Origin of the sequence: Nissabacter archeti (assembly GCF_018257325.1) — a bacterium.
In the GTDB taxonomy this organism is placed as follows: Bacteria; Pseudomonadota; Gammaproteobacteria; order Enterobacterales; family Enterobacteriaceae; genus Chimaeribacter; species Chimaeribacter arupi.
The window spans coordinates 153,621-166,281 of the sequence record NZ_JAERKB010000009.1; the positions used below are offsets into that span (position 1 = coordinate 153,621).

Genomic DNA, 12,661 nt, shown 5'->3' on the forward strand with positions numbered 1-12,661 from the left:
CTTATGGCTGAAATACGGCTATCTGGATCCTGATCAAAGGATCTCGTCCTTCCCCGCATGGGCAACTCTTTTTTACTGGGATGTTTATCAGGGAGTGCGTGCTGTCTGAAAGGAGGGTGGTGGGGGAAGGATGATTCGTCACTTCGTTCCTCACCCTTCGGGCCGTTGCTGCGCAACGTTGCTCGCGTTCGCTCGCCCGAACCTTGTCGAAGGTTCTCGTCCTTCCCCGTATGGGCAACTCTTTTTTTACTGGGATGTTTATCAGGAAGTGCGTGCTGTCTGAAAGGATGGTGGTGGGGGAAGGATTCGAACCTTCGAAGTCTGTGACGGCAGATTTACAGTCTGCTCCCTTTGGCCGCTCGGGAACCCCACCACTGGCCTTACGTGCTTGCGCTGTCGCGGTAAGCGGGGCGCATCATATCAAATGAATCCACGCTGTAAAGTGTTGAAATGCAGAAAAGGATCCGTTTGCCGATTTTTTGCCCCGGACGGTGCATTCTTCACCTTTTGCACCGCCCGGCAGCCGGATTACAAGATAATGGTACGGTTACCGTAGACAAACACGCGCTGGGCCAGCACCCGGTACAGGGCCCGGCTCAGCACATTCTTCTCTACGTCCCGGCCGGCACGCATCATGTCATCCGCCGTGTAAGTATGATCCACGTGAATCACATCCTGCATGATGATCGGGCCTTCATCCAGATTGTCATTCACATAGTGCGCAGTCGCCCCGATAATCTTCACGCCACGCTCATACGCCTGATGGTAAGGGCGCGCACCGATAAAGGCCGGCAGGAAGGAATGGTGGATATTGATCACCTGATTCGGGTAGTGCTGCACAAACTGCGGGGTCAGCACACGCATATATTTCGCCAGCACCACGTAATCAGGCTGGTACTGGTCAATCTGCGCAATCATCTGGCTGTCATGCTGCTCGCGTGTCAGCCCTTCGTGGCTCACCAGGTGGAACGGAATATCAAAACGCTCCACCAGCGTCTGCAACGTGGTGTGGTTACCAATGACCGCCGCAATCTCCACATCCAGGCCGCCATAAGCACTCTTCATCAGCAGATCGCCCAGGCAGTGGGCCTCTTTGGTGACCAGCACCACAATCCGGCGGCGGCCGGCGGCATGCAGCTCACGCACAGAGCCTTCAGGCAGGGCGCTGTCCAGATCGGCCAGCAAGGTATTGTCGTTGAAGATGCCTTCCAACTCGGTGCGCATAAAAAACCGCCCGGTACGGTGATCAACATACTCATTGTTTTGCACGATATTGAGCTCATGCTTGTAACAAATATTGGTGATCTTGGCGATCAGGCCCTTGGCATCAGGGCAGATGGTGCGCAGAATTTTTCGTTGTACGTGCTGATGTTGCATCGGGGGTAATCCTGTAGGCGTTGCGATGGTGTGAGTATGTCTCTGTTTTCGGAATGTTCGGAATTATTGTCCGCAACATTTCTTATATTTTTTACCGGAACCACAAGGGCAGGCATCATTACGGCCGCTTTGCAGGTGGGTGCCGTCCCTATAGTACCAGCGTTCATTTACACGAAGAAAGCGTGAGCGTTCATGCAGCAGATGCACGTGCGGGTTGTCGCCTTCACTGAAGCGGGCGGCAAACTCGACGAACCCTTCATCCGGCCCGCGGCCTGCAGCCTCCTCAATGATGCGCAGCCCCAGCCACCGGGTCTGGGCGGCACTCTCGGCCAGGCTTTCGCGCCACTGTTCAGCCCGGCAATCCGGGTGCCAGCTGGCCAGCAGGTAAGCGACATCATTCATGACATACGCAGTATAGCGCGAGCGCATCAGGGCCACCGGCGTGGGGGCAATATCAGTGCCCTTATGGTAAGGCTGGCAACAGAGGCTGTAGGTTACGCCACTGCCGCAAGGACAGGTCTGGGACACAATGACTCCTGATTTAACAATAAGTTTGGCGCACCGGCGCACTTGAATCACATAGGCGGACTATGTTACCTAACAATATCGCCGGCTGACAATGCAACCGGCAGGTTCTGTTTTTTGCACTGAGGACAGCCTGACAGGCTGTCCTCAGTGCAAGCGTTTACCTGCACGTCAACATTGGGTACGATCGTATTATCCGGCTGTTTACTGTGTCAGGCCACAGAGTGGGTTAGGTGATAAAAAACTTTGTTTCGTAAAAAAAGTGAGTCAGCAGGCGGGTTTCTCACCAGTTTGGTGCACTAACCCCACTTTCAGACATGCGAAAAACCGCTTTTTAGGCCACTATTAAAGAGGAGTGAGCAAGGGGGCCAGATGGATAAACCGTTAACAAGCAAGCATATCCTGATCGTGGAGGACGAGGCCGTCTTTCGCTCGGTGCTTGTCGGCTACCTGAAAACGCTGGGGGCAACCACCAGCGAAGCGGAGAATGGCCTGGAAGCGTTATCAGCTGTAGAGGAGGTGTCGCCTGATTTGATCCTGTGTGATCTGGCGATGCCCGAGATGGACGGTATTGAGTTTGTCGAGAACCTCCGCCTGCAGGGGAATAAAATTCCGGTGCTGGTGATTTCCGCAACCGACAACATGAGCGATGTGGCAAAAGTATTGCGGCTGGGCGTCGAAGACGTGCTGTTGAAACCGCTTAACGATCTTACCCGGCTGCGCGAAGCGCTGCTGGCCTGCCTCTATCCCAACCTGTTTACCTCACAGGCGATGGAGGGGAATGACCTGATTCAGGATTGGTCGGCGCTCTGCCAGGACCCGGCGCAGGCGGCCAAGCTGCTGAAACAGCTTCAGCCACCGGTACAGCAGGTGCTGGCGCACTGCCGCATCAACTACCGGCAACTGACGATGGCAGAACACCCGGGGCTGGTGTTGGATGTTGCCGCGTTATCGCCAAACGATCTGGCATTTTATTGCCTGGATGTGACACGCGCCGGGGAAAACGGTGTATTAGCCGCGCTGCTGCTGCGGGCAATATTCAATGGATTATTACGTGACCATTTAACCAATCAACGCCAGCGTTTGCCGCAGATGTCCACTATTTTAAAGCAGGTTAACCAGTTATTAAAACAGGCACATCTGGAGGGGCAATTCCCTCTGTTGCTGGGTTATTACCATGCTGAGTATAAGAATTTAATATTGGTCTCGGCGGGGTTACATGCCACAGTCAACACCGGTGAAAATCAGATTCAACTCAGTAATGGGGTGCCGTTAGGCACGCTGGGGGCGACCTATTCAAACCAGATTTCACAACGTTGCGCCGCCTGGCAGTGTCAGGTATGGGGTGCCGGGGGACGGCTGCGTTTAATGCTTTCCTCAGATTAATCTGTAAAAAAGGGAGCGTTGCTTCCTTTTTATATTCATTATTTAACCGGGTTCAATATATTGCAGATAAGGGCTATTAGGTAATTATCTTAATTTTTCTCAAACCCTCATATGAAATAAGCGCGACGGAATGAAGGTGGTATACTCGAAAACGCTAATTTAGGGTAAACCCGCTAATGTTCATTAAATGAACGGGCAAGAGAGAGATAGTCAATGTCTGCATCAAATAGAAAAGTAAAAAAGGCTGTGATTCCTGTTGCAGGGCTTGGGACGCGTATGCTGCCTGCAACGAAAGCCATTCCTAAAGAGATGTTGCCGCTGGTGGATAAGCCGCTGATTCAGTATGTGGTCAACGAATGCATCGCCGCAGGCATCCAGGAAATCATCCTGGTGACCCACTCCTCTAAAAACTCCATCGAGAACCACTTCGATACCAGTTTCGAACTGGAAGCCATGCTGGAAAAACGCGTCAAGCGCCAGTTGCTTGAAGAAGTGCAGGCGATCTGCCCGAAACATGTCACCATCATGCAGGTGCGTCAGGGTGAGGCCAAGGGCCTCGGCCATGCCATCCTCTGCGCCAAACCGCTGGTGGGCAACGAGCCGGTTGCCGTGGTACTGCCGGATGTGATCCTCGATGAATACTCCGCCGATCTGACCAAAGAAAACCTTGCAGAGATGATGGCGCGTTTTGAGCAGAGCGGCCGCAGCCAGATCCTGGTTGAGCCGGTGCCGGAAAGCGACGTCTCCAACTATGGCGTGGCAGATTGCGAAGGCCGTGAGCTGTCCGCGGGTGAAAGCGCGCCGATGGTCGGCATGGTGGAAAAACCTGCCGCCGGGACTGCGCCGTCCAATCTGGCCGTGGTAGGGCGTTATGTCCTCTCCGCTGACATCTGGCCGTTACTGGAAAAAACGGAGCCGGGTGCCGGTGACGAGATCCAGCTGACGGACGCCATCGCCATGCTGATGGATAACGAAACTGTTGAGGCCTATCACCTCCAGGGCGTGAGCCATGATTGCGGCAACAAGATGGGCTATATGCAGGCTTTTGTTGAATATGGCATGCGTCACCAGGGGTTGGGTAAAGCATTCAGTGACTGGGTAGCCGATTTCGTCAAGCAACGGGACGAACGCACTGCCGGGCACGCGTAACACCCTTTTTCTTTTCAATTTTAAAAACTAGGATTTTCCAATGAAAGTAACAGTTTTTGGTATTGGTTATGTCGGTTTGGTGCAAGCTGCCGTCCTAGCTGAAGTTGGCCATGATGTACTCTGTGTAGATGTGGATGAGCGTAAGGTCGAGAACCTGAAAAAAGGCATCATCCCGATTTATGAACCGGGCCTGACCCCGCTGGTCCAGCAAAACTATGAAGCCGGCCGCCTGCAGTTCACCACGAACGCAGAGCAGGGCGTGGCGCATGGTGTGATGCAGTTCATCGCGGTAGGCACCCCGCCGGATGAAGACGGCTCTGCCGACCTGAAATACGTGACGGCCGTGGCGCGTACCATCGCGCAGCACATGACCGATCGCAAAGTCGTGATCGACAAATCTACCGTACCGGTCGGTACTGCTGACAAAGTGCGCGCCGTGATGGCAGAGACGCTGAAACAGCGTGGCGCAGAGATCGCCTATGATGTGGTTTCCAACCCGGAATTCCTGAAAGAAGGCGCCGCAGTGGCTGACTGTATGCGTCCGGAACGTATTGTTATCGGTACGGACAACCCGGAAGCCATTGAGCCGATCCGTGAGCTCTATGAGCCGTTCAACCGCAATCACGACCGTATGATCCTGATGGATGTGCGCAGTGCTGAGCTGACCAAATATGCGGCCAACTGTATGCTGGCCACCAAGATCAGCTTCATGAACGAAATCGCTAACCTGGCTGAAATCCTGGGTGCGGATATCGAAAAAGTGCGTCAGGGCATCGGTTCTGATTCCCGTATCGGTTACCACTTCATCTATCCGGGCTGCGGCTACGGCGGTTCCTGCTTCCCGAAAGATGTGCAGGCCCTGATCCGTACCTCCGAACAGATCGGTTACCAGCCGAAGCTGCTGCAAGCTGTTGAGCACGTGAACTATCAGCAGAAATATAAGCTGACCCAGTTCATCAAACGTGAGTTCGGTGACAACCTGAAAGGCAAAATTTTCGCGCTGTGGGGCCTCTCCTTCAAGCCAAACACCGACGATATGCGTGAAGCCTCCAGCCGTGTGCTGATGGAAACCCTGTGGGAAGCCGGTGCGCAGGTACAGGCATTTGACCCGGAAGCGATGGACGAAACCCAGCGCATTTATGGTCACCGTGACTCCCTGAAACTGATGGGCACCAAAGAAGCTGCTTTGCAAGGCGCTGATGCACTGGTAATTTGTACCGAATGGCAGAACTTCCGCGCGCCGGACTTTGATGTCATCAAGGCGTCGCTGAAGCAGCCGGTCATTTTTGATGGCCGTAACCTTTTCGATCCGGAGCGTCTGGCGAAGCGTGGTTTCACCTATTATGGAATCGGCCGCGGCGCATCGGTGCAAGTGCATGATTAAGAGGTAGGTATGAATTTTCTGGTAACAGGTGCGGCCGGTTTTATCGGTTATCATGTCACGGAACGACTGCTGGCCGCCGGCCATCAGGTGGTCGGGATTGATAACCTGAATGACTATTATGATGTCAATCTTAAGCGGGCACGCCTGGCCAGGCTGGAGCAGCCGGGTTTCACCTTTATCAAAATGGACCTGGCTGACCGCGAGGGCATGGCTGAGCTGTTTGCCGCACATCAGTTCCAGCGCGTCATCCATTTGGGTGCGCAGGCCGGGGTTCGCTATTCGCTGGAGAATCCGCTGGCGTATGCTGATGCTAACCTGATTGGGCATCTGAATGTGCTGGAAGGGTGCAGGCATAACAAGGTGGAACACCTGCTTTATGCCTCCTCCAGTTCAGTCTATGGCCTGAACCAGAAAATGCCTTTCTCTACCGAAGATTCGGTTGATCACCCGGTGTCGTTGTATGCGGCGACCAAGAAAGCGAATGAGCTGATGTCACATACTTATTCGCACCTCTATAGTCTGCCGACCACCGGGTTGCGCTTCTTTACCGTGTACGGCCCCTGGGGCCGGCCGGATATGGCACTGTTTAAGTTTACTAAGGCCATGCTGGCCGGAGAGGCGATTGACGTCTATAACCGTGGCGAGATGCGCCGTGATTTCACCTACATCGATGATATCGCCGAAGCCATTGTCCGGTTACAAGAGGTCATTCCGCAGCCGGACACCCGCTGGACGGTGGAGCAGGGCTCTGCCGCCACCAGTTCGGCGCCTTACCGGGTGTACAATATCGGTAACAGCCAACCGGTGAAACTGATGGCTTACATTGAAGCGCTGGAAACTGCGTTGGGCATTGAAGCAAAGAAAAACCTGCTGCCTATGCAGCCGGGTGACGTGCTTGAAACCAGCGCTGATACCACCGCGCTCTATGAGGCGATTGGTTTTAAGCCAGAGACCAGCGTGACAGACGGTATTCAACGCTTTGTTGATTGGTATCGTGACTTTTACCAGCAATAAAACGTGAACAGTTTAAAAAGGGATGCGTTGGCATCCCTTTTTTATGGGTAAGGGTTCATTGTTTTATTTTTGTAGGTAGAATGTAAAATAAATGTATATAAAAATACTCCCCGGCGGGAGTATTGTTTTAAGCAGGTGACGTGCAATAGCAATAGAGCAATTACAGCAGGAAATCGTCCAGCGATTTACCTTCTTCATCAATTGCTTTTTTGATCACAGCCGGAGTACGCCCCTGGCCTGTCCAGGTACGGGTTTCACCGTTTTCATCCTGATATTGGTATTTAGCCGGGCGTGCAGCACGCTTGGCTTTACCTGCCGGCTTAGCCGCCGCCAGGGTTTGCATTAACTCGTTTGGATCAATACCGTCAGCAATTAACATCTCACGGTACTGTTGCAGTTTGCGGGTACGTTCTTCTGTTTCCGCAGCAACATGTTGTTCTTCTTCCCGGCGTTCATTAACAACAACATCCAATTTTTCCAGCATCTCTTCAAGCGTTTCAAGAGAGCACTCTCTTGCCTGCGCCCGCAAAGTGCGGATGTTGTTCAGAATTTTCAAAGCTTCGCTCATTGTCCTACTCTCTAATTATCATATGGGGTATTCGCCGTAATAATAGAGTGCGGGTTTAAATTCTGCAACAGCCAATATGCCGCGCTTCAGGCAGTTATAGTATAAGGCGATTATTTTTCCCGTTAAAAATAGCCTATAAACCAAAGGGAGATAAAAAAGAGAACAGGTAAATAGCGTGCCTACATGTATTTGAATTTACTGTCGCCTCGCGTCTTTTTTGATTATGAAAAACAGTTTTATTATTCCTGTTTCCATAAACCAGCCACTATTTACGCTATTTTGTAAGAAAATCGTAAGATGTCTGGAGGAGAAGTCGCCAACATGCTGCCTTCTTATTCATTTTGTCACACCGGCATAAATTAGCGGGCTAACCGGCGTCGCAACACAGCAGGCGGTGCAGGGCGGGGGAACAGGCAGAGGATCTGCCCCCGGTGCTATGTTACACTCCACGCAAATTTAATTTGGTGTGATAGGGAACGCGAGAGCAATGGCTCAACTCTATTTTTATTATTCTGCGATGAATGCCGGAAAATCTACGGCCTTGCTGCAATCATCCTATAACTATCAGGAACGCGGTATGCGTACCCTGGTGTTCACCGCTGAAATTGACCGACGCTTTGGGGTCGGCAAGGTCAGTTCCCGTATTGGGCTCTCCTCTCAGGCGCAGCTCTATAATGCGGAAACCGATCTGCAGGCCATGATTACCCAGGAACACGTTCAGCAACCGGTACATTGTGTTTTATTAGATGAAAGCCAGTTCCTGACAAAAAGCCAGGTGAGCCAGCTCTGCGACGTGGTCGATCACCTGGATATTCCGGTTTTATGTTATGGGCTCAGAACAGATTTTCTCGGGGAGTTGTTCATCGGCAGTCAATATCTGCTGGCCTGGGCAGATAAACTGGTAGAACTAAAGACAATTTGTCATTGTGGCCGTAAAGCCAACCGCGTGCTCCGCCTGGACCAGAACGGCCGCCCGATGCATGCAGGCGAACAAGTGGTCATTGGCGGCAATGAGCGTTATGTTTCAGTGTGCCGCAAACACTATCGGGATGCATTGTCCGGTACCGGTGAAGATACCCCGTAAATAGTCTGCTGTGCATCGACGCATAAAAAAACCCGCCTGACGGCGGGTTTTTTGTGGCCAGTGTGAAATTATCTTCCCGCAGGGGGAGGGTTCTCACACTGTGCCTCTTTTAAGAAGAGGCACAGCAGGCAGGCCTTATTTTTTCGCTTTTTTATCCGCTTTTACTGACTCAGTCACGGCAACCGGTTCAACGGCTTCAACCGCTGTAGCCTTCTCTTCCTCAGTAAATTTGCGGCCATAGTAAGTGTCCAGCAGGATCTGTTTCAGCTCAGCAATCAGCGGGTAACGTGGGTTAGCCCCAGTACACTGGTCGTCAAAGGCATCTTCAGACAGCTTGTCCACTTTTGCCAGGAAATCAGCTTCCTGTACGCCGGCTTCGCGGATAGAGGTCGGAATACCCAGGTCGGTTTTGATCTCATCCAGCCAGTTAAGCAGTTTCTCGATTTTTTGTGCAGTGCGATCGCCGGGTGCACTCAGGCCAAGGTGGTCAGCGATTTCAGCATAACGACGACGCGCCTGCGGACGGTCATACTGGCTGAAGGCTGTTTGCTTGGTCGGGTTATCATTCGCGTTATAGCGGATGACGTTGGAGATCAGCATCGCATTCGCCAGACCGTGAGGAATGTGGAACTCTGAACCCAGTTTGTGGGCGATAGAGTGGCAGACCCCCAGGAAGGCGTTCGCAAAGGCGATCCCTGCGATAGTCGCCGCGTTATGTACACGTTCGCGGGCAACCGGGTTTTTCGCCCCGTCACGGTAGCTTTGCGGCAGGTTCTCTTTCAGCAGTTTCAGGGCTTGCAGCGCCTGGCCGTCAGAGTACTCATTCGCCAGCACAGACACATAGGCTTCCAGCGCATGGGTCACTGCATCCAGGCCGCCAAAGGCACACAGCGACTTCGGCATGTTCATCACCAGGTTGGCGTCAACAATCGCCATATCCGGGGTCAGGGCATAGTCTGCCAGCGGGTATTTCTGGCCGGTTGCGTCATCGGTCACCACGGCAAACGGCGTAACTTCAGAGCCGGTACCTGAGGTGGTGGTAATGGCCACCATTTTTGCTTTGACGCCCATTTTCGGGAATTTGTAGATGCGTTTACGGATATCCATAAAGCGCAGCGCCAGTTCTTCAAAATGAGTTTCCGGATGCTCGTACATGACCCACATAATTTTGGCTGCATCCATCGGCGAACCACCACCCAGCGCGATAATGACGTCTGGTTTAAAGGAGTTCATCAGCTCCGCCCCTTTACGCACAATGCTCAGGGTTGGATCAGCCTCTACTTCAAAGAACACCTCGGTTTCGATACCGTGCGATTTCAGTACGCTGGTGACCTGGTCGGCATAACCATTGTTGAACAGGAAACGGTCAGTGACGATAAAGGCACGTTTAGCGCCATCAGTTGCCACCTCTTCCAGTGCAATCGGCAGTGAGCCACGACGGAAGTAGATGGATTTCGGAAGTTTATGCCACAACATATTTTCTGCTCGTTTCGCAACGGTTTTCTTGTTGATCAGGTGTTTAGGCCCTACGTTCTCAGAAATTGAGTTACCGCCCCAGGAGCCGCAGCCCAGAGTCAGAGAAGGAGCCAGTTTGAAGTTGTACAGGTCACCGATCCCACCCTGTGATGCCGGGGTGTTAATCAGGATACGGGCCGTCTTCATCTTGTCGCCGAAGTAATTTACGCGTTCCGGCTGGTTGTCCTGGTCTGTGTAGAGGCAGGAGGTGTGGCCGATACCACCCATCGCCACCAGTTTTTCTGCCTTGCTGACCGCATCATGGAAGTCAGTGGCACGGTACATCGCCAGGGTAGGGGAGAGTTTTTCATGAGCGAAAGGCTCAGACTCATCCACCAGCGTTACTTCACCAATCAGCACTTTGGTAGAAGCCGGCACACGGATACCGGCCATTTCAGCGATTTTATGCGCCGGCTGGCCAACAATTGCTGCGTTCAGGCCACCATTTTTCAGGATAATATCCTGAACGGCTTTCAGCTCCTGACCGCGCAGCAGATAGCCGCCGTGGCTGGCAAAACGTTCGCGGACAGCGTCATACACAGCGTCTACAACGATGACGGACTGTTCAGACGCACAGATAACGCCGTTATCGAAGGTTTTGGACATCAGGATAGACGCGACAACACGTTTGATATCTGCCGTTTCATCCACGACTACCGGGGTGTTACCGGCTCCTACGCCGATAGCCGGTTTACCGGAGCTATAGGCGGCTTTCACCATACCCGGACCACCTGTCGCCAGAATCAGGTTCAGGTCCGGGTGATGCATCAGTTGATTGGAAAGCTCAACGGACGGCTCATCAATCCAGCCGATAATGTCTTTTGGCGCCCCAGCGGCAATGGCGGCCTGCAGGACGATGTCTGCGGCTTTGTTGGTGGCGTTTTTAGCACGTGGGTGCGGGGAGAAGATGATGCCGTTACGGGTTTTCAGGCTAATCAGCGCCTTGAAAATCGCAGTAGAAGTTGGGTTGGTGGTAGGAACGATACCGCAAATCAGGCCAATAGGTTCAGCGATGGTGATAGTCCCGAAGGTGTCATCTTCTGACAAAACCCCACAGGTTTTTTCATCTTTATAGGCGTTGTAAATATATTCAGAAGCAAAGTGGTTTTTGATGACTTTATCTTCCACAATACCCATGCCGGATTCTGCAACAGCCATTTTGGCTAAGGGAATACGGGCATCGGCGGCAGCCAGGGCAGCGGCACGGAAGATCTTGTCGACTTGCTCCTGAGTAAAGTTGGCATACTCGCGCTGGGCTTCTTTGACACGGGCCACAAGTGCGTTAAGTTCAGCAACATTCGTTACAGCCATAATGCTCTCCTGATAAGGTTAAACTCTTTTAGTAAATGAGCTGTCAGCACCGCATCAAGTATAGTCCTGGGGGACATATTCGCTTGGGGCGTTACCCGATTCCCTGGGGATGTACAATTATCGCTTATTTACTGAAAGAGCTTGTCAGCATGCTGCAGTGCGGCGTAATGAGGAAAATGGCCGCTAATGATGAAGTTGGACAGGATCTCGTGATTTCTTAATATGTGCTCATGGTACTCTTCCCTGCACAGGTTTTCTTGATCTGGATCAAGAAAACCCCAAGCTGACACCTTTCAGCAACAGATAAAATGAGAAAAACTCTCATAGATAAGAAATGTTTTTTATTTCTTGTAAAAAATAAAAGATTACAGAAAAAGCTTCGCCAGAGGGGAGTGTTTTATCTTATAACTACTTCTAATATCGCTATTAAATCCTGCTGATGAGGATGGATTATATCGGGTAATTCCATTACATTAGCGGCCTTCAAAATGTCACCTTTATGGCCTGTTGACGGAGTTCTGCGTGAGCCAGACACTACTGGATTTGTCAGGATACATTAAATTTTTTGTCGGCCTTTTTGCGCTGGTTAACCCGATCGGCATCCTGCCGGTATTTATCAGTATGACCAGCTACCAGGCGGCAGCCGGCAGAAATAAAACCAACCTGACGGCGAATTTGTCAGTGGCCATTATTCTGTGTACCTCGCTGTTCCTGGGGGATGCGATTCTGCATCTTTTCGGCATTTCCATTGATTCCTTCAGGATTGCCGGCGGCATACTGGTCGTGACCATTGCGATGTCAATGATCAGCGGGAAGCTGGGCGAAGACAAGCAAAACAAGCAGGAAAAATCGGAGTCAGCGATCCGCGAAAGTGTTGGGGTGGTGCCGCTGGCGTTGCCGTTAATGGCAGGGCCGGGCGCAATCAGCTCCACTATTGTCTGGAGCTCCCGTTACCATAGCTGGCAGAACCTGCTCGGGCTGACACTGGCTATCGCCTTCTTCTCTTTCTGCTGTTGGCTGTTGTTCCGGGCGGCTCCCCTGGTGGTGCGGCTGCTGGGGCAGACCGGCATCAACGTGGTGACACGGATTATGGGATTATTATTGATGGCACTGGGTATCGAATTTATTGTTACCGGTATCAAAACAATTTTCCCCGGACTGCTGTAACATTATTTCCGCACACGCCTTTTCTTTTCGCTTGTCCCTGTTAGTTCGTGAACACGCTTTACGGGCTGACAGGCAGCCTCCCTTATTCTTTCCTGCCTTTTATCAGTGCACTATTTGCTGAGTAAAACAGCGGTTGCACCATCATGGCGCATTAAAACGGCATGAATGATCCAACGGTGTT

General features: G+C 52.1%; 10 protein-coding genes, 1 tRNA gene and 1 other RNA gene. 6 read left to right on the forward strand and 6 right to left on the reverse strand.

Features of this window, described 5'->3' with window-relative positions; genetic code table 11:
• Window positions 1-114: 114 nt before the first annotated feature.
• The 4 genes from JK232_RS14510 to JK232_RS14525 form a co-directional block, all read right to left on the reverse strand.
• A non-coding RNA gene (locus tag JK232_RS14510) (RtT sRNA) lies at window positions 115-241 on the reverse strand.
• Between the two features lie 47 nt (window positions 242-288).
• A tRNA-Tyr gene (locus JK232_RS14515) sits at window positions 289-373 on the reverse strand.
• A gap of 155 nt (window positions 374-528) precedes the next feature.
• Complete coding sequence (gene purU, locus JK232_RS14520; RefSeq protein ID WP_072930824.1) at window positions 529-1,377, reverse strand: formyltetrahydrofolate deformylase; 849 nt, start codon at window positions 1,375-1,377, stop codon at window positions 529-531.
• 63 nt (window positions 1,378-1,440) lie between these two features.
• Window positions 1,441-1,905, reverse strand: a complete 465-nt coding sequence (locus tag JK232_RS14525) for a YchJ family protein (RefSeq protein WP_072930822.1) — start codon at window positions 1,903-1,905, stop codon at window positions 1,441-1,443.
• Window positions 1,906-2,274: 369 nt separating this feature from the next.
• Here JK232_RS14525 and rssB point away from each other — a divergent pair, with 369 nt between their 5' ends.
• The 4 genes from rssB to JK232_RS14545 all read left to right on the forward strand — a co-directional run bounded on the left by rssB (window position 2,275) and on the right by JK232_RS14545 (window position 6,835).
• Entirely contained in the window at window positions 2,275-3,288 is a 1,014-nt protein-coding gene (rssB, locus tag JK232_RS14530) for a two-component system response regulator RssB (protein ID WP_072930811.1), read from the forward strand.
• Between the two features lie 213 nt (window positions 3,289-3,501).
• A complete protein-coding gene (gene galU, locus JK232_RS14535; protein ID WP_212589336.1) occupies window positions 3,502-4,437 on the forward strand; it encodes a UTP--glucose-1-phosphate uridylyltransferase GalU in 936 nt (311 codons plus the stop codon).
• A 40-nt stretch (window positions 4,438-4,477) separates the two neighbouring features.
• Window positions 4,478-5,821, forward strand: coding sequence for a UDP-glucose dehydrogenase family protein (locus JK232_RS14540; protein ID WP_212589337.1), 1,344 nt, complete (start codon window positions 4,478-4,480; stop codon window positions 5,819-5,821).
• Between the two features lie 9 nt (window positions 5,822-5,830).
• Complete coding sequence (locus JK232_RS14545) at window positions 5,831-6,835, forward strand: NAD-dependent epimerase (RefSeq protein ID WP_072930805.1); 1,005 nt, start codon at window positions 5,831-5,833, stop codon at window positions 6,833-6,835.
• Window positions 6,836-6,995: 160 nt separating this feature from the next.
• Here JK232_RS14545 and hns read toward each other — a convergent pair whose 3' ends face one another.
• On the reverse strand, window positions 6,996-7,403 hold the full coding sequence (gene hns / locus JK232_RS14550) for a histone-like nucleoid-structuring protein H-NS (protein ID WP_072930803.1): 408 nt from the start codon (window positions 7,401-7,403) through the stop codon (window positions 6,996-6,998).
• Window positions 7,404-7,890: 487 nt separating this feature from the next.
• Between hns and JK232_RS14555 the strand changes: the two genes are divergently transcribed.
• Window positions 7,891-8,487, forward strand: a complete 597-nt coding sequence (locus JK232_RS14555) for a thymidine kinase (protein ID WP_072930801.1) — start codon at window positions 7,891-7,893, stop codon at window positions 8,485-8,487.
• A gap of 135 nt (window positions 8,488-8,622) precedes the next feature.
• Here the strand turns inward: JK232_RS14555 and adhE are convergent, their stop codons facing one another.
• Window positions 8,623-11,313 (reverse strand): bifunctional acetaldehyde-CoA/alcohol dehydrogenase, encoded by a 2,691-nt coding sequence (gene adhE, locus JK232_RS14560; RefSeq protein ID WP_101828653.1) that lies wholly within the window; start codon window positions 11,311-11,313, stop codon window positions 8,623-8,625.
• A 522-nt stretch (window positions 11,314-11,835) separates the two neighbouring features.
• On the opposite strand from adhE, the gene JK232_RS14565 reads away from it, so the two are divergent.
• Window positions 11,836-12,480 carry a YchE family NAAT transporter gene (locus tag JK232_RS14565; protein WP_072930797.1) on the forward strand — a complete coding sequence of 215 codons (645 nt, stop codon included), beginning with the start codon at window positions 11,836-11,838 and terminating at the stop codon, window positions 12,478-12,480.
• Window positions 12,481-12,661: the final 181 nt, after the last annotated feature.